Genomic DNA, 18,245 nt, shown 5'->3' on the forward strand with positions numbered 1-18,245 from the left:
CCTTGTTATAAGTCGTCAGCCACTGCCCCCTGCCGTTCATTACTATCAATGGGCACGCGCCTGCGCGTGCCTGTCGTTTATAAAAGTTAACCGTTAACCCTTAACGCCTGCCACCACGTGCGCGGTCATCACCGGGAGCAGAACTATGCTTAATAACACTAGAATGCATCGCAACCTGACCCCCAGGGGTTTGACGTTCTGGGGGCAATGGACACTCGCATCGAGCTTAGTTGTTGCACTGTTATTTACGCTGGTTATCTTGAAGACTGGCCAACTGGAGTATTACTACCGCGTCCTGGCCGCCTTTACGATATTGGCCTCTCTCCCGGCGTATACCTTGTGCGATGTCTACAGCAAGAAAGATGATTATGCCGTGGGCCTTGGACGCTTGTTCATGGGCTGGCTGTTAACCATGGGTATATTGTTTGCCGTGGGCGTAGCCTGTAATGCCAGCGCACTGTTCCCTGTGGAAACCTTATTACTCTGGGCGGCGGTCAGTTACCCGTTATTGGCATTGTGTTACATACCGCTGCACAGCCTGTCCCGGTATTACCACCGCCAACTTCACGAACGCCAAAAATCATTGATCGTGGGCACTGGCAAGCTTGCGGTGGACCTGGCCAGGACCCTCTCACGGCAAAAACGCTCGCCCCTGGTGGGTCTGGTCGGCAGCCGTGCCGAGGCGACCGAGGATGCGCAGGCGCAGATCCTCGGCGAGCTGCCGCAACTGCCCCAATTGATCCGGCAACACGGCATCCGTCGGCTCTACATCACCCATTCATTGCAGGACGCCACCCACATTGAGGCGTTGTACCTCAACCTGCTGGAGATCAGCGTGGATGTGATCTGGGTGCCCGACCTCAATAACATGCTGCTGCTCAACCATTGCGTGGCCGAAGTGGATGGACTGCCGGCGATCTACCTCAACGAAAGCCCGCTGACCAGCCGCCCCACCGCGGCGCTGAGCAAGTCGCTGCTGGACAAGAGCCTGGCGGCTCTGGCAATCATCGTGCTGAGCCCGCTGCTGCTGCTGGTCGCCCTGCTGATCAAGCTGACGTCCCCCGGCCCGGTGATCTTCAAGCAGGACCGCCACGGCTGGAATGGCGAGGTGATCAAGGTGTGGAAATTCCGCTCCATGCGTGTGCATGACGACCATGAGGTACGCCAGGCCAGTCGCAACGATTCGCGCATTACGCCGGTCGGCCGGTTTATCCGGCGCACCTCCATCGACGAATTGCCGCAGCTGTTCAACGTGCTGCAAGGCCACATGGCACTGGTCGGCCCACGCCCCCATGCGATTGCACACAACGACTACTACTCGGGCAAAATCCGCGCCTACATGGCCCGCCATCGGATCAAACCCGGCATCACCGGCCTGGCCCAGGTCAATGGCTGCCGGGGCGAGACCGAGACCCTGGAAAAGATGCAACAGCGCGTCGACATCGACCTGCGCTACATCAACACCTGGTCGCTGTGGCTGGACATCAAGATTCTGCTGAAGACGCCGTTTACGCTGCTGTCCAAGGACATCTACTGATAGCCGACAATCAATACAGTTCAAATGTGGGAGGGGCTGCGCGGCAGCCCCAAAACCAGGCCCAGAGGAGTGCCTGATACACCGCATTCGTCTTCATCAGGGGCGCTTCGCACCCCAACGCGGGCGGTGCGACGCTTCGCCAAGCCCGCTCACCACAAAGATCCCAGTTTGCTGCGCGACAGCGCTACGTCGAAGAGGTAGCGGGGTCTATTCAGTGATCTTGTCGATGTTCTTGTAGAACAGCTCACTGTCGCGCCCATCGGTCATCGAATGCAGTGAGTAGGCGCGGTTCAAGCGTGCGCCGCCATCGCGGGTCAGCGGTGCCCATACCAGGTTGGCGCGCCGCATCGTCGACAGGCTCATCAACTCATCGAACGGAATGGACAGGTACAGGCCTTTGTCGAAGCTGCCTTCGCCGTACTCTGCGCTGGATGCAGTGGTGCGGGTGATCCACGCGCCAATCCGCACACCATTGTTGAATTCCCGCGACAGGTCCAGGGTCGCGCCCCAGTCCCTGGCCAGGTAGCGCCCCACACTCAAGGCGCCCTGAATGTTGAAGGGCAGATCGGTATAGCCGGTGATATGCCCGGTGACGGTGCGGTAATCGCGCAAGCTGAAATCCTGCTCGAAACCGCGCTGGCGCACGTAGTTCAGGTCGGCTCCCAACGCCCAGCGCTGGCCCATGGGGCGGTACAGCACTTCACTGCCGACACCGGCGTACATCGACTCCAGCAAACCACCGTAGACCATGCCGTAGAGGTCCTGGTCCAACTGCTGCGCATGGTTGAGCTGGAAGGTCGGCAGGGTCACATCGGAGGTGGTCATGTACCGGCGCAGGTCGGTCCGCACCCGGGGCAAGCCACTGGGCGCATCGTAGGTAAACCCGTCGTAGTTGTTCAGCAGGTTGACGCTGAGCAGGCCGCTCCACCAGGTATTGCGGGTGAAACGATACTCGCCGTCGAGGTCGGCGGACACCTGGTAGAGCAAGCCATCCGGCCCGCCGACGTTCTGCTTGTAGCCCAGCCCCACACCATAGGTGAAGGGTTTGGGTGGCTGGGTGTACAGCACTGTCTGGCTGCGGTTGCTGGCGCGATTGACCTCGACCTGGCGATGCAGGTTCTGCAGGTCCTCGCGGTGGTTGACCACCTCGCGAAAGGTCTCGCGCGGCACGCTGGTTTCTTCGATCGGCATGGCGTAGCGCTCGCTCACCAGGGTGAACCAATCGATCTGGTCATTCACGCTGTTATCGAGAATCCGACTGGCGCGGCCCACCGCCTTGGCGCTGTAGAAGTAGCGCTGCGGTTCGCCGTACACCAACAATTCCGGCCCGCGCTGGGTAATGCGCTGCACGTTGTAGCCGGCATTATCGTGCAGGCGCCGGGATACGGCGGCCCAATCCACCTGGTCCATCGGTGTGGTCGGGGCCCTGGCAGGCAGCTTGGGGGCCGGTGGGTCGTAGGTTTTTACCGGGGCTTTGCGGCTGACGAAATTGGTGTGCAGGGTGATGCCGAACATGGCGGTGTTGCCACGTTCCCAGGCGGCACTCACATCGATGGAGTCGGCCAGCTTGTAGACCAGGCCAAGGTTGATGGGCGAGTCCTGGCGCTGGTTGTTGTCGCGGGGTTCGTTCTGATAGTCGTTACCCTCGTACTCCAGCTTGAGGCTCAGCGGTGCCCAGGGCGTCTGATAGGCAATCCCGCCGAACAACGCGGGCCGGCCGCGAAAGTAGCCGTTGGAAAAACTGCCGGACCCTTCGGCGGTGGGCCGCTGGTTGAAACGATCATCCAAGGCGCCCAACGGGTTGCCGAAATCACCGCGACTGCCCAGGTACCCCCAGGCGATGCCGGCACTGAAATCCACGTCACCGTAGCGCTTGTTGGCCACCAGGTACTCGCTGGAAAACAACCCGGTGCCACCCAGGTCCATGAACCCCAGCGCCACCTCGGGCAGCCAGTGGTTTTCCTGATACAGGCGCACTTTGGCGTCGACGGCCTTGTCCTTATAGCTCTGGCCGCCGCTGAAGGACTCGGCGCCATAGGGGCGGTTGGTGATCGCGGTGTAGCGAAAGGTGCCCTCCAGCCAGTCCAGGGGTTGCGCCGAAAAACTGTAGCGGCTGTAGGGTTCGGTGCGGTTGGCATTCACGCTGAGTTCGCCGGCGGGCGCCATGCGGGCGGTGGGGGTTTGCAGCAGCCCGACGCCGCCGAAATCGCTTTGGGTGTAACGGGGATCGCCATGGGCGACGCCACAGGGCACCAGCAGCACGGCTGCAATACATAATTTCAAGGCGTGACCTCGGCCAGGGGTTGGGTGGCAAGAAACTCGGCCAGTTGCTGATTGAGCTCGGAGGTGAGCGGGTCCAGGTCGTCGCTGCGGATCGGTACCAGCAACGTGCTGCCCGGCGCGGGAGGCGTGCCCTCCTCGCGATTCCATGCCGCGATACCCAGGCGCGTGACATGGCCGTCGGGCTGGATCAGCCACAGGTAATCGCGGTCCGCTTCCGCCAGGGCCGGACAGGCGTGGAGGTAATCGAGGGGCCGCTGCATCGGCTGGAATGCCAACGTGCAGGCTGCGGCGACGGCCCCCACCACGCGCACGCTGTGCGGCCTCGGCGGATAGACCAGGCGGTCGCCCTCACTGACCAGCGGGTTCGGCGCAAAGCCGACTTCCACCGCCACCGGATCCAGCATCGCCCGTTGGCGGCCGGTCACCGGCAAGGCCTGCACCTGTTGATAGAGCCGAGCCGCCGCATGCGCGCGACCTTCGCGACCGGCCGCCAACGCCGCACGCTGCAGGGTTTGCAGGTCAAACAGCACACCGGCCTTGAGCCGTGCCTGCTGTGCCAGCAAGGGTTGGCGCAGCCAGGCCGCACCGAGCCAATAGCCCTGGGCATCCGGTTGCGACGCGGTGATCACATCCAGCAAGCGCGCCTCGGGCGCCAAGGGGATAGGCCCCGGATTGCGCACCTCGCCACTGACGGTCATCGCCGCCAGGGACACACTGGCGCCACTGCACAACAGCACCAGCGCGGCCAATTTTCGCAGCATCATGGGGCATCCTTGCGGGTCGGTTGCAGTTGGGTAATGGTGAGCGTCAGGTCGGGCGTCAGGTGCTGCTCGCTCTGCACGATAAAACCGTCGCCGGGGTCGACCCAGTAACGGTTACGCGCGTGAAAGCCGGCGGCCTCGATGTCTTCATCCACCCGCAGCAAGGCATAGGATTTGTCGAGAATCTCGACGCTCTCCAGCCCCTGGCGCGTCATGCGGCTGTTGACCGTAACGCCCAGGCGATAGCCGTCGACCACGTCAATCTGGCGCGTGCTGCGATAGCCGTCCGGGACACGATGCAACCCTTGCTGGAACGGTGACCGGCCTTGCCAGCGCGTGCCATCCAGGTCAGTGCCCAGGCCCACCGTGCGCACCACCAGACCGTCGCGCAGCAGCAGCACCTGTTTGCCGGATGCCACCCAGAACTGCAGGTCGTCACGCTGGCGGATCAGCGCCATTACCCCTGCGCCGGACACCGTGGTGACCTTGATCTGGGGGAACGGCACCGCATCCACCTGGGCCTGGCTCAACACCAGCGGCGGCGGCCCGCCGACGGCAGCCCTGAAGGTATCCAGCGAGGCCTGCATCAGCGGATTGCAGCCAGCCAACAGCCACGCCAACCCTGCGTACGTACCGATTTTCAAACTGTTCACGCAGGTACCACCCTATCGGCTGCTGGCTTCGCTCAGGTTGTTCTGGGTGGATGCACCAATGCCGATGATCGACGCGGACGGCACCAGTTGGCTGATAAAGCGGTTCCAGCGCGTGATATTCGCCGGGCCGACAAACACCACGTCCTGGGGCTGCACATCAAAACGCGTGGCCAGGGCCATGGCCGAGGGGGAGCCGGCTTGCAACTGGAACACCTTGGCCGGTTCCACATCGATGTTCTGCGCGCCGCGAATCACGTAGATGGCATCGGCGTTGGAGGTGTTCTGGTTGACCCCGCCCACTGAACCCAGCACGTCGGAGAGGTTCATGCTGCGGGTCTTGAAACTCAGCGCGCGGGGTTGCATCACCTCGCCCATCACGTAGATGCGCTTGCGGTCGTTGTAGGCCAGGTACAGCTGGTCGCCGTCCTTGAGGTAGATGTCATTCAGGCGCGACTGCTCAAGGTTGAGCGTGTCGAGGTCCAGGGTGTAGCGCTTGCCGCCACGGGTGAGGGTGAGGTTCGACAGGTCGGCGTTGATCGGGTCGATACCGGCGGCGCCGAGGGCCTCGCTGACGTTCATGGCAATGGTGGTGAGGGGCACCGGCCCGGCCTTGAGCACCGCGCCGCTGATCACCACTTTCTGGCTGGCAAAGCGCAACACGCTGACATCCACCTGGGGGCTGTCGATGTACTGGCGCAGCTTGTCGGTGATCTCGCTGCGCAGCGCTTCAATGCTGCGACCCTTGGCAACCACCTCGCCGACGTAGGGATAAAACAGGTTGCCCTCGGGGCTGACCAGGCGACCGTTGGCATCGATCTGCTGCTGCGGGCCGGACGGCGCGGTAAGTTCGGGGTGATCCCACACCGTGATATACAGCGCGTCATTGGCGCCGATCAAATACGGCCCGGGTTTATAACTCAAGAGTTCTGCTGGAATGGAATAAGGCACATGACTTGCCGCGTCCATGGCCAATAACTTTGGGGTGATCGGAATTAAATCCACGCGACTGTTTTCAGGCCCGCCCTCTTCGGTCAGGGCGGCCGTGTCCATAGATTGACCCGGGGCAAACATGCAGCCTTGCAATAATGCAGCGGCCACGGCTGCAATAGAAAAAATACGCATCATAGTGCTAGGACACTCGCGATAGACGACAAGAAAAAAAGACCACTTGGGCGGGGATTCCAAGCGGTCTTAAAAGCGGAAGGTGTACGACTAGTTGCTGGTACCCGTAGTGCCGGTGGTGCCGGTAGTACCCGTGGTGGTGCCGCCATTGGAGCTGCCGCCGCTGTTGGAAACAGCGGCAACACCGGCAACCAGGGCAGTGCCGACCAACAACGTTTGCCCCACCGTAACGGTTCCGGCCACTGTGGTATCAAGCCCCAACGGCAACTCGTCGGCCATCGCCGAGGTACTCAAGACACTGAGTACCAGAATAGCCAGTGATTTTCTCATTTCAGACTCCTTATCATCAGTGAGCAGGCAAACCGATAGTGCCATTCAACTAAACAGCACACCAGACAGATAATATTCAGCCGACTTAGTTGAAAATAACGTTTTCCCGGCAAGCCCCGGCCTTCAATGCATTGCGCCCGGTAAAGTTATTAAAAACGTTATTAATTGTCGGAAAACCTCAGGCCCTGCCGTACTTGTCTTCGAAGCGCACAATATCGTCTTCGCCCAGATAAGAGCCCGACTGCACTTCGATCAACTCCAGCGGGATCACCCCCGGGTTTTCCAGGGCGTGCACCTGGCCGATGGGGATATAGGTCGACTGGTTTTCCGACACCAGGTAAGTCTGTTCGCCATTGGTCACCCGCGCCGTACCGCTGACCACGATCCAGTGCTCGGCGCGATGGTGGTGCATCTGCACCGACAACTTGGCCCCCGGTTTCACCGTGATGCGCTTGACCTGATAGCGCTGGCCGTTGTCCACCGAGTCGTACATGCCCCATGGCCGATACACCTCGCGGTGGTTGAGATGCTCATGGCGCCCGGCCTGCTTGAGCAGGTCGACGATGCCCTTGACCTGCTGCACCTGATCCTTGTGGGCCACCAGCACCGCGTCCTTGGTCTCGACAATGATCAGGTCCTGCACCCCCACCGTGGCCACCAGCCGACTGTCGGCGTGGACGTAGGTGTCACGTGTGTCCAGGCTCAGCCCGTCGCCGCGTATCACATTGCCGCTGGCATCTTTTTCGCTGGCCTCCCACAACGCCGACCACGAGCCGATATCACTCCAGCCGGCCTGCAACGGCACCATCACCGCGTCATGGGTGTTTTCCATCACCGCGTAATCGATGGAGTCGTCCGGGCACGCGGCAAAGGTCGCGGCATGCACGCGGGTGAAGGGTTGATCCTGGCTGCCGCCCTCCAGCGCCACGCGACAGGCCTCGAGGATGGCCGGCTGGAAGCGCTCCAGCTCCTCCAGGTACCGGCTGGCGCGGAACATGAACATGCCGCTGTTCCAGTAATACCCGCCGCTGGCCAGGTACGCCGCAGCGGTGGCGGCGTCCGGCTTCTCCACAAAGCGCTTGACCCGATAACCGCCCTCGCCCGCCGCCGCGCCTTGTTCGATATAGCCGTAGCCGGTATGGGCGCAGGTGGGCGTGATCCCGAAGGTCACCAGCTTGCCGTCGCGGGCCAGCGGCAGCGCCACTTCCAGGCTGACATGAAACGCCGGGATGTCTTCGATCAAATGGTCCGCCGCCAGCACCAGCAGGATCGGGTCCTGGTGCTCGGCCAGCGCCTTGCACGCCGCCAGCGCGATGGCCGGCGCCGTGTTGCGCCCCACCGGTTCCAACAGGATGCTGGCCTGTTCCATGCCCAACTGGCGCAATTGCTCGGCCACCAGGAAGCGATGCTGCTCATTGCAGATCAACTGCGGCAGCGCGACGTTGGCGCCTTCCAGCCGCGTGATGGTCTGCTGCAGCATCGACAGGTGCGCGTCGGTCAGGCGCAGGAACTGCTTGGGGTTCAGCTGCCGCGAAAGCGGCCACAGGCGCGACCCCGAACCGCCTGCCATGATCACCGGTAACAACATGAGAGCGTCCTCGGGAGAGAGAGTCAGAAATAGGCGCGAGTGTGTTCATGCACCCGCGGGCTGATGCGCAGTTCGTCCTCGGACCACCAGCGGTAATGCTGGTGTTGCTCCGTGGGCGGTTGCAGGGTCTGGCCTTCGCCCAGGTCCAGGCAATAGCCGAGCACCACGTAATGGGTGTCCGGCCCGGCCCCGGCGTTGGCGAACACGCTGTCGTCGTAGAAGTGCTCGTACACCCCCATCAGCCGCGCCTCGGCGCGCTCGAACGGGTGTCCCAGTTCGTCGCGGGTGATGCGCCGGAAGGCGTTGTCGAGGTGTTCGTTTTTCTGGATACGCCCGCCGGGCACGAACCAGAAACCATAGGCCGGCCGATTGACGCGCAGGCCCAGCAGGACCTCGCCACGGGCGTTTCTCACCACCAGGTCGATCGCCACCAGCGGCGTCGATGCCACGACCGTATTGAAGGTCGGTAAATCAAGCCACATACCCATCAGACCTGTGCCATAAAGCGTTGCAGAATACGTTCCTTGTCGAGGAACTCCTTGGCGTAGTTCAGCGCCACCTCATTGCGCGCAGGCAATGCCAGTGCCCGCTCGATCCCGGTGTTCAGCGCGGCGACGGACTCCGGTTCAGCCAGCACCGCAATGCCCGGGTGTTCCTCGCACAGGCGGCCGAGGGTGGTGCCGGGGTCGGCGGTGATGATGGCGTGGCCGCCCACCGCGAGGATATTGGTCAGCTTGGAAGGCAGCACCGCGTCCGCCACCCCGCGCTTCTGGATCACCAGGTGCACGTCGGCCGAGGCCAGCAGCACCGGCAGATCCTCGTAGGGCTGCAACGGCGCAAACAGCACGTTGCGCAGGCCATCGCGCTGTACACGCTCGAGCAAGCGGGCCTTGCCGGTGCCCTGGCCGACGATCAGGAACACCAGCTCCGGGCGATCGGCATAGGCTTGGGCAGCGTCGAGGATCAGTTCCAGGCCCTGCTTCTCGCCGATATTGCCGGAGTACAACAACACCCTTTGGCCCGGCGCCACACCCAGGCGCTGCAGCAGCCCGGGGCTGCGGGGCACCTGGCGAAAGCGGGCGGTCTCCGACCAATTGGGAAAGAACAGCAGGCGCTTGCCGTTCACGCCTTTGCCCCGGGCCTTGTCGAGCATGCCGCTGGAAATCGTCGAGACCCGGTCAAAGCGCCGCAACAGCCAGCGTTCAAGCCCAAACGCCAGGCGCCGCACAAGGGAGCCGCCACCGATGCCGAGGCCGAACATCGCGTCCACTTCGTAATCCTGGATATGCAGCACCGAGCGCGCGCCACTCAGCTTGGCCAACAACAGTGCCTGGGGCGCACAAAACAGCGTGGGCACCACCAGGATCACCAGGTCCGGTTTCCAGCGCCACTGCCCCATGACCGCCAAAAACGAACTGGCGGAAAAGCTCATCAGGTGCAGCAGGCGCGTCAACGCCGTGGGCTGGCGTGGCACATACAGCGGGCAGCGAATCACCGTCACGCCGTCGTCCTGCTCGGTGCGAAAGCGCCACGGCGAATAGCCCTCGCCCACCTGCCACTGCGGGTAATACGGCGGCGCCGTCACCACTCGCACCTCATGGCCCTGGCCTGCCAGCCAGCGCGCCTGTTCACCGCTGTACTTGCCGATGCCGGTGAGCTCCGGGCTGTAGTTGATGCCGTACAGGAGGATCTTCATCAGTGGCCCCGAGGCTGTTCGAGGGCCGCGAGGTAAGCGTTGTAGGCGTCGCGCAGGCCCTCTTCCAGCGGCACATAGGCTTCCCAGCCGAGGGCATTGATCCGGCTCACATCCAGCAGCTTGCGCGGTGCTCCGTCGGGCTTGCTCGCGTCAAAGCGCAACTGCCCCTTGAAGCCGGTGACCCGCACCAGCGCCTGGGCCAGTTCGGCGATGGTGCAATCCACCCCGGTACCGACGTTCAAATGCGAACGCATCGGCTGGGTCTGCTCGCGGTAGCGTTCCTGGCTGAGCTCCATCACATGCACGCTGGCCGCCGCCATGTCATCCACATGCAGGAACTCGCGCCGTGGCTTGCCACTGCCCCAGATAACCACTTCCTCATCGCCGCGCTGGGTCGCCTCATGGAAGCGCCGCAGCAAGGCGGCGATCACATGGCTGTTCTGCGGGTGGTAGTTGTCGCCCGGCCCGTACAGGTTGGTGGGCATCACGCTGCGGTAATCGCGGCCATGCTGGCGGTTGTAGCTTTCGCACAGCTTGATCCCGGCGATCTTGGCCACCGCGTAGGGTTCGTTGGTGGGTTCCAGCGCGCCGTCGAGCAACACCGCTTCGATCATCGGTTGCGGGGCATGCACCGGGTAGATGCAGGACGAGCCCAGGAACAACAGCTTCTCCACGCCATGGCTGTGGGCGGCGTGGATCACGTTGGCCTGGATCATCAGGTTCTGGTAGATGAAATCGGCCGGGTACGTTGCGTTGGCGTGAATCCCGCCGACCTTGGCGGCCGCCAGGTACACCTGGTCCACACGGTGCCGGGCGAAGTACGCCTGCACCGCGGCCGGGTCGAGCAGGTCCAGTTCGTCACGACCGGCCGTGAGCAACTGTGTGTAGCCCAAGGCCCACAGGCGCCGCACGATGGCCGAGCCGACCATGCCGCGATGGCCGGCCACGAAGATCCGCGCATCAAAGTCACGTGCCATGCTCAGTTCTCCACGGCAATCGGTGCGTCATGCCCGTGCAGGCGCAACAAGGCGTGGCGCTGGGCGACCTTGAGGTCTTCGCGGACCATCTCCGCGCACATTTCCTGGGCGCTGATTTCCGGCACCCAGCCGAGCAGGCGCTTGGCCTTGGACGGGTCGCCCAACAGCGTCTCGACTTCCGCCGGGCGGAAGTAACGCGGGTCGACGCGCACAATCACATCGCCCACCAGGATGCCCGGCGCCAGGTCGCCGTCGATCCGCTCGACCACCGCTACCTCTTCCACGCCCTCGCCGACAAAGCGCAGATGCAGCCCCAGCTCCGCCGCCGACCAGCGAATAAAGTCGCGCACCGAATACTGCACACCGGTGGCGATGACAAAGTCCTCGGGGTGTTCCTGTTGCAGCATCATCCACTGCATGCGCACGTAGTCCTTGGCATGGCCCCAGTCGCGCAGTGCATCCATGTTGCCCATGTACAGGCACTGTTCCAGGCCCAGGGCGATGTTGCTCAGGGCGCGGGTGATCTTGCGCGTCACGAAGGTTTCACCGCGACGCGGCGACTCGTGGTTGAACAGGATGCCGTTGCACGCATACAGCCCATAGGCTTCGCGGAAGTTCACGGTGATCCAGTAGGCGTACAGCTTGGCCACCGCATAGGGCGAACGCGGGTAGAACGGCGTGGTTTCCTTCTGCGGGGTTTCCTGCACCAGCCCGTACAGCTCGGAGGTCGAGGCCTGGTAGAAACGGGTCTTCTTTTCCAGGCCCAGCAGGCGGATCGCCTCGAGGATGCGCAAGGTGCCGAGGGCATCCACATCGGCGGTGTATTCCGGCGAATCGAAGCTCACCGCCACATGGGATTGGGCGCCGAGGTTGTAGATTTCATCGGGCTGGATCTGCTGGATGATACGCGTCAGGTTCGACGAATCCGCCAGGTCGCCATAGTGCAGGATCAGGTTTTTACGCAGGGCCTGGGGGTCCTGGTAAATATGATCGATGCGCTGGGTATTGAACGACGAAGAACGGCGCTTGAGGCCGTGCACGGTATAGCCTTTTTCCAGCAGCAGCTCGGCCAGGTACGAGCCATCCTGACCGGTGATCCCGGTAATAAGCGCGACTTTATTCATGTCTGTCTCCCAATTGATAGGCGAGCGAAGGCCGACACCCAGACTTGGGTGTTTGTTGAAAACGCTCAGTTACTTCGGTGTGGGCAGGTTCAAGTTATGGCCGGTCAACTTTGAGAGTTCCCGGACAATGGCTTCCTTATCGTTTAAGTGCGCAATCGCGGTTTCCAGTTCGAGCACTTTGGCGCCCACCAGAAAGCGGTACCAATAGCCCTGGAGCAGGTGATAGACCAGGCCGCTGCGGCCATCGAGAAACCCCAGCTGGATGATGTAGCGCCACAGGAAATACGCGGTGGAACTGAGGGTGAACGGCACGCGGTTGTACACGCGGTTCTTGACCAGGCGCTTGGCCTTGGCCTGGAACGAACTCTGCCCGGCATGCAGTTCATCGCGTATCGCAAACAGCCCCAGCCGCGCGTTAAGCACTTCAATCGCTTCGCGGGTGGCGTACTGGTTGTGCTTGTGGGTGAAGAAGGTCAAGTCATGCAGGTTATGGTCGGCAAACCCGCCGTCGAGGGTGATGGTGCGGCCCTCGGCGACCGAGATGTGCTCGTCCATCCAACGGTCCTCCATGCGCCCCTGGCCGGTGCGCCACAGCCGCAGCATCTTCAACGGGTAGCGGCCGCCATGGCGCACCCAGCGCCCCATGAAGATATGCTTGCGCTTGAAGTTGATGCCGGTGATGTCCCGGGCCAGGGTCGGCAGCCGGGTATTGATCGCGGCGGCAAGGTCGGCCTCGATGATTTCGTCGGCGTCCAGGCGCATCGTCCAGTTGCCGGTAATCGGCAGGTGATCCAGCGCCCACTGGAACTGCTTGGCCTGGTTGACGAAGGCGTGCTGCACCACCAGCGCGCCATGGCGCCGGGCGATGTCGCAGGTGTCGTCGGTGGAAAACGAATCGACCACCAGCACTTCGTCGCTGAAGGCCCGTACCGACTCGATGGCCCGGGCGATATGCAGGCTTTCGTTGTAGGTGAGGATGATCACACTGACGGTTTCGCGCTTCATATCAGCCACCGTGCATCTGCAGGACTTCGGTGGTGAGCCGGCGCGGTGAACGCGCGGCCCGGAAGTGGCTTTCCAGGGGCAGCCCCACGGCGATCATCATGATCAACCGCTCGCTGGCCGGGATGGCGCCGATGCCACGGATCTTCTTTTCCACCGAATTGAGGATCGCCAGGTTCAGCGGGCACGCGCCCAGGCCATTGGCGTGGCAGGCCAGCAGCAGGCCCATGGAAAACAACGCACCGTCGACGTAAAGCTGGTTGCGCTGCCCCGCGCCGCCCCAGGCGGTGACTTCGGACGTGACCACAAACAGGTTGTCCACCGACTGCGCAAACCCGCGCGAGCCGCCTTGCAGCTCCAGCAGCTGCGCGATCACCGCGCGGTCCTGATACACATGCACCCGCGACGACTGCCGGTTGCATTGGGAGGGTGACGACTGCGCCAGCTCCACCAGGGACGTCAGCAGGCCACTGTCGATCTTGCCGGCCTGGAACATGCGGCAACTGGAGCGCGATTGAAGGAACGCCTTGGCATCCAGCCCGCCATTGCCCAGCCACGGCGCCGCACGCTTGATGCCGCCGCTGCCGGCGGTGCCGTCGCGCTTGAGGTGCTCCACATAGGCATCCAGGTAAAACACGAAGTCGTCGCTGATGCCGAGGGTGCGGTGCAGCTCGAGGTAACCCTGGAACGCGCCGAGGGCCATCTCCACCGGCAGCGCCGAATACGTGCGGTCGTATTCGTTGAGCATATGGATGATGCCGTTGATCTTGTCCTTGCCGAACAGCGGCTTGGGTTCCTTGAGGGACAGGCCCTTTTCCACGGTGTGGGTTTCGATGAGGATTTTGTAGAACAGCTTCTTGTTGCGGCTTTCCAACGGCGAGTAACCGTTGTGGCGAATAAACGTGAGCATGTCGCGAAAGAACTCGCTGACGAAATACATCAACTTCCATGCCTTATCCATCATGGGTTTCACCTGTTTCATAGTGCGATGTCTCTCGTTTTGAGGGGGCGGCACGGCGCACCGACGCAAATCATCCAGGCCGGCTGGCTGGCCGTGACCACCGAGCGCGCGCCGACCACGCAGCCCTCCTCCAGCACGCAACCGGGGTGGATAAAGGCCTCGGCGGCGACCCACACGTGGTCCTTGATCACGATCTCGCGAGTCACCAAGGGCCGCAGCAGGCTGCGGGTGTCGTGGCTGCCGGTGCACAGGAAGCTGCGCTGGCTGATGGTGACTTTGGAGCCCAGGGTGATTTTGGCCATGGCGTACACATCGACCCCATCGCCGATGGCGGTGTAGTCGCCGATCTCCAGGTTCCACGGTGCCCAGATGCTGCACGTGGGCGCGATGCGGCAGCCCACGCCGACCTTGGCGCCAAAGCAGCGCAGCAACCAACGCCGCCAGTTGTGCAGCATCCAGCGCGGCGTGGGACGAAACAGCAGCTGGTAGACGATGCCCCACAACAGCCGGCGCGCCTTGTTGCTGCGCGGCAGGGTGTCGACGTACTTGAGTTGCGCGAAGTCGCTCATGGCCGCAGCGCCGCCAGTTGTTCCAACAGGTAGCGCTCGCCCACCTGTTGCAGGGCCTGGCGCCGGGCCCGCACCGCCACCCAGTCGATGGGCGCCGCGATCAAGGCGTGCACCTGGTCGGCATCGTCTGCCGGCAGGAAGCGTTGCGACAGCTCCAGCTTCTCCAGCAGGTTGCGCACACGGGCGTTCAGCGAGGCCTTGTTGCCCGGCAACCCCACGGCGATAAACGGCTTCTCGAAAATGATCGCGAACACCGTGGCGTGGAAGGAGTTGGTCACCACGTAGGCGCTCTCCTTGAGCAACTTGAGCCAATCCTGCGGGCCCACCTGCACGGTCTCGCCGATCTGCCGCCAGCGCCGGTGCGCGTTGTACGGCGAGACAATCGGCCCGGCCACCTGCCGCGACAGCGCCTGGGCCACTTCGCGCACGCCCACGCCGGTGCGCAGCGCATAGCAGAACACGTGGCCGGTGCGGGTCTGGGTGGACGTGGCGAGCAGCGCCGAATAGTCGCGGTGCAGCAGCGTCGGGTCCGGCACGCACTGGGCAGCCAGCCCCGAGACCTGCTGCACGATGCTCACCCCGCTCTCCTCGCGCACACTGATCGCCGACAGTTGCCTGAGCAGACCCTCGGCTTCGGCATGGTACTGCGGCTCCAGGTATTCCTTGCCGAAACTCGCGGCGTAGGAGATGCGCCGGATCGCCTTGTCGCAGTCGAAGGCCAGGAAGTACGCCGGGTCGAGGCCGGTCTGGCCCGAGGGGTTCCAGATCTGGTCGCTGCCGGCCACCAGCAACTGCTGGCCGGCCACCGCCTGGTGGAGCTGGTGGGCGTGGGCGTAACGCGGCGCCTGGATATTCAGGAAGCGCGTTTTGAACGCCTCGAACTGGCGCGACTGGGCATTCGGCCCCAGCACCCGGGTTTTCAACGCCAGGGCCTTGAGGTACAGGGCCTTGAGGTTGGCCTTGAGCTGGCGCGGGTTGAACAGCTGGCGGATCTCGCTGCCATCCTCCACGTAGGCCGGGTGGTAGTTGATCAGGCTTACCTGCAAGCCCTGTTGCTGCAACCAGCGCTGCAAGGCATAGGCTTGCAGCACCGCGCCGAAGTTTTCGCTGAAGTGGTACGTCAGTATCCCGGCCCTGATGGGGCTAGCAGGTGCGTTCATGATCCAGCCTGTTTCAGTAAGTAATTGGGGTAAACCGCCTGGCGTGCAGGCGCAGCCTTGTTGAGCAGGCCGATGAACATCGACCACACCAGCAGGTAGCTGCCATCGAAGGTGGTGAAGAACTGGTAGCTGGTCTTGAACGAGAAAATCAGCAGGATCGCCACCACGGCCAGGGATACCGGGCTGCGCGGCAAACCGCTGAACAGCAGGCAAAACAGCGCCACGCCGAGCACCCCCAGCTTGGCGGTCACGCCCCAGTAGCCGTTCTCGATATCGAACTTGGAGTTCTCGAACCAGCGCTCGTCATTGGTGGGCACGCCGGGGGTCAATTGCTTGGCCAGGCCATTGCCCAGGAACACCGTGGCCGGGTTGTCGAGAAACGATTCCTTGGCATGGGCGATCTCGAACGCACGGGTCACGTCCTCGCCCTTCTCCTCGAACAGGTAAGTGGCAAAGCGCGACACCGCCAAGGGGCTGGCATAGAACGTCAGCGTGCCCAGCGCGCCGATGGCCACCACCAGCACCGCCAACGACTTGAGCTTGCGCTGGGTAATCGCCGACAACAGGATCATCACCGCCATCGCCGCGAGGATGGTCTTGGACCCGGCCGCCAGCAGCGTGACCGCGAGAATCAGCATCAAGCCGATCCTGCGCTGGCAACAGGCATAGAAAAACAGCAGCACCGCCGAGCTGGTGGGGAACAACATGATCCGCCCGACTTCGTCGCTGGACTTGGACGCGGCGTTGGTCAGGTCGATGCCCACGCCATACAGGCTGACCTGGAGCAACTGGCCAAGGGCGAAGATGTAGATGATGCGTTCGAGGATGCGCCGGTAGTTGACACTATGGGCCCGGGCGATTGTTTCCACATGGGCCAGCACATGGCGGTACCCGGCCAGCAGCAGCACAAAATAGAAAAACGGAATGCCGGAGCGCAGGAACTGGTACAGCGAGATGTTCGCCCCACTGCTCACCAATACCTGCAACACACTGGACGCAACCACCAGCGCCAGCAATGGCAGCGCGCGGGTAAAGCCACGCGCCGCGTACACCACGAACGGCAGCAACAGCAGCAACGCCACCGGTTGCGAGAGGTTGTTGCTCAGCGCCAGGGGCAAGGCGAAGAACGTCAGCGGCAGGTAGAGGGTCAGGCGCGCCTGGGACAGCATCATGGGCCGACCTCCCCCACGCGAATCACCCGCAGGTACACCAACACCACCAGTTCCGGCAGCGACAGCAACAGCGACGCGCCCAGCAGCGGATCGATGCGCTCCTTGCATGCCAGCCACAGCAGCAAGGCTGCCACGCTGCTCAGCGCATAGATCACTGAGGTGAGGGTGTGGCGATTGGTGGAAATCAGCATCGCCGCGAGGATGAACCAGGCCACATTCAAAATCGTATGGGAGCCGATCAGCGCCAAGGACAGGCGATCGACCTGCACCAGGCCATGGCTCCACAGCAGGATGACCTGCGGCCCGGCCCAGATCCCCGCGGCATACACCAGCAGGCACAGGCCCAGTACCAGGGAGCTGGCGCGCTGGGTAAAGCGTCGTGCCTGTTCGAACTCGCCGCGCCCGGCCAGCCGTGAGATCTCCGGGGTCAGGGCGTTGCTGCAGGTGATGCCCAACTGGATGATCAGGCGCATCAGGGTGCGCGCCATGGTGTAACCCACCACCACCGCCGGGCCGGCGATCTGGTTGAGCACTTGCAGGCCGCCTTGCAGGGTGATCGCCTGCGCCAGCGGGATCGCCGCGCTGCCCAGCGCCGGTTTCCAGATACCACGGAACTCGGCCCAGGACGCCGACCCCAGCCCCAGCAGCGGCCAGGGTGAAATCCGCCGCACAAACAGGGTCACCAGCACCAGGAACAGCACCTGGCTGAAAAACATGCCCTGGGCCAATTGCAGTTCGGAGCCACCCAGCAGCAGCACGACGATGGACAGCACAATGTCCAGGGTCCTGCGGTTGGCCATGATGAAGACGCCGCCGACGGTTCTGTCGATGGTGCGAAACCAGGCGTCGATCGGCCCACCCAGCAAGCGCGTGCACAGGTAGCCGGACATGAACAGCACCACCAGGCCGGCCTGCTCGGCGGTCAAGGTCTTGAGCCCGAGCAGTGACACCCAGTCGAGCCACTGGCCCAAGGTCAGGGCGAATACCATCACCAGCGCGACCACCGCCAGGGTAAAGGCCAGCGCGGTCTGCACACTGCGCCGCGCCCCCGGCACATCGCCCTGGCTCGCACGCAGCGTGGCGCTGGTGGCCGACGCCTGGGCCACACCCAGGTCCAGCAGGCTGAGCATCGACGGAATACCGGTGAGCACCAGCCAATCGGCATAGCGCCCGGTGCCCCAGGCGTGCAGGAAGAACGGCACCAGCACCAGTTGCGCCGCCAGCGTCACCAGTTGGGTGTAGCCGTAGCTCAGCACGTTGAGGCGAAACCGTCGCGACAACGAGCGCGGCATTTCAAGCACTTTGCTCAT

At 63.1% G+C, this 18,245-nt stretch carries 17 protein-coding genes; 1 reads left to right on the top strand and 16 read right to left on the bottom strand.

What is annotated here, in order from left to right; genetic code table 11:
* Positions 1 to 145 precede the first annotated feature (145 nt).
* Positions 146 to 1,537, top strand: coding sequence for an undecaprenyl-phosphate glucose phosphotransferase (locus J1N02_RS00825; RefSeq protein ID WP_027608671.1), 1,392 nt, complete (start codon positions 146 to 148; stop codon positions 1,535 to 1,537).
* A 207-nt stretch (positions 1,538 to 1,744) separates the two neighbouring features.
* On the opposite strand, the gene J1N02_RS00830 is transcribed toward J1N02_RS00825, so the two are convergent.
* The 16 genes from J1N02_RS00830 to J1N02_RS00905 form a co-directional block, all read right to left on the bottom strand.
* Positions 1,745 to 3,820 carry a YjbH domain-containing protein gene (locus J1N02_RS00830; RefSeq protein WP_421147063.1) on the bottom strand — a complete coding sequence of 692 codons (2,076 nt, stop codon included), beginning with the start codon at positions 3,818 to 3,820 and terminating at the stop codon, positions 1,745 to 1,747.
* Positions 3,817 to 4,584 (bottom strand): capsule biosynthesis GfcC family protein, encoded by a 768-nt coding sequence (locus J1N02_RS00835; protein ID WP_421147064.1) that lies wholly within the window; start codon positions 4,582 to 4,584, stop codon positions 3,817 to 3,819. The genes J1N02_RS00830 and J1N02_RS00835 overlap by 4 nt, the downstream gene beginning before the upstream one ends.
* A complete protein-coding gene (locus J1N02_RS00840) occupies positions 4,581 to 5,234 on the bottom strand; it encodes a YjbF family lipoprotein (protein WP_223841601.1) in 654 nt (217 codons plus the stop codon). The genes J1N02_RS00835 and J1N02_RS00840 overlap by 4 nt, the downstream gene beginning before the upstream one ends.
* A gap of 12 nt (positions 5,235 to 5,246) precedes the next feature.
* Positions 5,247 to 6,359 carry a polysaccharide biosynthesis/export family protein gene (locus J1N02_RS00845; RefSeq protein ID WP_027608675.1) on the bottom strand — a complete coding sequence of 371 codons (1,113 nt, stop codon included), beginning with the start codon at positions 6,357 to 6,359 and terminating at the stop codon, positions 5,247 to 5,249.
* Positions 6,360 to 6,446: 87 nt separating this feature from the next.
* A complete protein-coding gene (locus tag J1N02_RS00850) occupies positions 6,447 to 6,686 on the bottom strand; it encodes a hypothetical protein (RefSeq protein ID WP_027608676.1) in 240 nt (79 codons plus the stop codon).
* A 178-nt stretch (positions 6,687 to 6,864) separates the two neighbouring features.
* Positions 6,865 to 8,274 carry a mannose-1-phosphate guanylyltransferase/mannose-6-phosphate isomerase gene (locus J1N02_RS00855; RefSeq protein WP_421147065.1) on the bottom strand — a complete coding sequence of 470 codons (1,410 nt, stop codon included), beginning with the start codon at positions 8,272 to 8,274 and terminating at the stop codon, positions 6,865 to 6,867.
* A gap of 23 nt (positions 8,275 to 8,297) precedes the next feature.
* On the bottom strand, positions 8,298 to 8,756 hold the full coding sequence (locus J1N02_RS00860; RefSeq protein ID WP_027608678.1) for a GDP-mannose mannosyl hydrolase: 459 nt from the start codon (positions 8,754 to 8,756) through the stop codon (positions 8,298 to 8,300).
* A 5-nt stretch (positions 8,757 to 8,761) separates the two neighbouring features.
* The gene (locus J1N02_RS00865) at positions 8,762 to 9,970 is read right to left on the bottom strand and encodes a glycosyltransferase WbuB (protein WP_092356705.1); all 1,209 of its coding nucleotides are present in this window, start codon (positions 9,968 to 9,970) and stop codon (positions 8,762 to 8,764) included.
* Entirely contained in the window at positions 9,970 to 10,947 is a 978-nt protein-coding gene (gene fcl / locus J1N02_RS00870) for a GDP-L-fucose synthase (protein WP_065925164.1), read from the bottom strand. Before fcl ends, J1N02_RS00865 begins: the two co-directional genes overlap by 1 nt.
* Positions 10,948 to 10,949: 2 nt before the next feature.
* The gene (gene gmd, locus J1N02_RS00875; RefSeq protein ID WP_027608681.1) at positions 10,950 to 12,071 is read right to left on the bottom strand and encodes a GDP-mannose 4,6-dehydratase; all 1,122 of its coding nucleotides are present in this window, start codon (positions 12,069 to 12,071) and stop codon (positions 10,950 to 10,952) included.
* A 69-nt stretch (positions 12,072 to 12,140) separates the two neighbouring features.
* The gene (locus tag J1N02_RS00880; RefSeq protein WP_027608682.1) at positions 12,141 to 13,076 is read right to left on the bottom strand and encodes a glycosyltransferase family 2 protein; all 936 of its coding nucleotides are present in this window, start codon (positions 13,074 to 13,076) and stop codon (positions 12,141 to 12,143) included.
* A gap of 1 nt (position 13,077) precedes the next feature.
* The gene (locus J1N02_RS00885; protein ID WP_159440249.1) at positions 13,078 to 14,037 is read right to left on the bottom strand and encodes a nitroreductase family protein; all 960 of its coding nucleotides are present in this window, start codon (positions 14,035 to 14,037) and stop codon (positions 13,078 to 13,080) included.
* 14 nt (positions 14,038 to 14,051) lie between these two features.
* Positions 14,052 to 14,603 carry an acetyltransferase gene (locus J1N02_RS00890; RefSeq protein ID WP_027608684.1) on the bottom strand — a complete coding sequence of 184 codons (552 nt, stop codon included), beginning with the start codon at positions 14,601 to 14,603 and terminating at the stop codon, positions 14,052 to 14,054.
* Positions 14,600 to 15,763, bottom strand: a complete 1,164-nt coding sequence (locus tag J1N02_RS00895; protein WP_098479264.1) for a polysaccharide pyruvyl transferase family protein — start codon at positions 15,761 to 15,763, stop codon at positions 14,600 to 14,602. The genes J1N02_RS00890 and J1N02_RS00895 overlap by 4 nt, the downstream gene beginning before the upstream one ends.
* Complete coding sequence (locus J1N02_RS00900; protein WP_092356699.1) at positions 15,760 to 16,935, bottom strand: O-antigen ligase family protein; 1,176 nt, start codon at positions 16,933 to 16,935, stop codon at positions 15,760 to 15,762. Before J1N02_RS00900 ends, J1N02_RS00895 begins: the two co-directional genes overlap by 4 nt.
* A complete protein-coding gene (locus tag J1N02_RS00905; RefSeq protein ID WP_421147066.1) occupies positions 16,932 to 18,245 on the bottom strand; it encodes a lipopolysaccharide biosynthesis protein in 1,314 nt (437 codons plus the stop codon). The genes J1N02_RS00900 and J1N02_RS00905 overlap by 4 nt, the downstream gene beginning before the upstream one ends.

This window comes from Pseudomonas sp. NFX5, from assembly GCF_049132125.1.
GTDB lineage: Bacteria > Pseudomonadota > Gammaproteobacteria > Pseudomonadales > Pseudomonadaceae > Aquipseudomonas > Aquipseudomonas marginalis.

Coding starts and splice junctions, on each gene's coding strand:
- J1N02_RS00850 (WP_027608676.1), bottom strand. CDS start 6,686: ATGAGAAAATCACTGGCTATTCTGGTACTCAGTGTCTTGAGTACCTCG.
- J1N02_RS00890 (WP_027608684.1), bottom strand. CDS start 14,603: ATGAGCGACTTCGCGCAACTCAAGTACGTCGACACCCTGCCGCGCAGC.
- gmd (WP_027608681.1), bottom strand. CDS start 12,071: ATGAATAAAGTCGCGCTTATTACCGGGATCACCGGTCAGGATGGCTCG.
- J1N02_RS00845 (WP_027608675.1), bottom strand. CDS start 6,359: ATGATGCGTATTTTTTCTATTGCAGCCGTGGCCGCTGCATTATTGCAA.
- J1N02_RS00895 (WP_098479264.1), bottom strand. CDS start 15,763: ATGAACGCACCTGCTAGCCCCATCAGGGCCGGGATACTGACGTACCAC.
- J1N02_RS00865 (WP_092356705.1), bottom strand. CDS start 9,970: ATGAAGATCCTCCTGTACGGCATCAACTACAGCCCGGAGCTCACCGGC.
- J1N02_RS00905 (WP_421147066.1), bottom strand. CDS start 18,245: ATGAGCAAAGTGCTTGAAATGCCGCGCTCGTTGTCGCGACGGTTTCGC.
- J1N02_RS00885 (WP_159440249.1), bottom strand. CDS start 14,037: ATGATGGATAAGGCATGGAAGTTGATGTATTTCGTCAGCGAGTTCTTT.
- fcl (WP_065925164.1), bottom strand. CDS start 10,947: ATGGCACGTGACTTTGATGCGCGGATCTTCGTGGCCGGCCATCGCGGC.
- J1N02_RS00825 (WP_027608671.1), top strand. CDS start 146: ATGCTTAATAACACTAGAATGCATCGCAACCTGACCCCCAGGGGTTTG.
- J1N02_RS00880 (WP_027608682.1), bottom strand. CDS start 13,076: ATGAAGCGCGAAACCGTCAGTGTGATCATCCTCACCTACAACGAAAGC.
- J1N02_RS00860 (WP_027608678.1), bottom strand. CDS start 8,756: ATGTGGCTTGATTTACCGACCTTCAATACGGTCGTGGCATCGACGCCG.
- J1N02_RS00900 (WP_092356699.1), bottom strand. CDS start 16,935: ATGATGCTGTCCCAGGCGCGCCTGACCCTCTACCTGCCGCTGACGTTC.
- J1N02_RS00835 (WP_421147064.1), bottom strand. CDS start 4,584: ATGATGCTGCGAAAATTGGCCGCGCTGGTGCTGTTGTGCAGTGGCGCC.
- J1N02_RS00855 (WP_421147065.1), bottom strand. CDS start 8,274: ATGTTGTTACCGGTGATCATGGCAGGCGGTTCGGGGTCGCGCCTGTGG.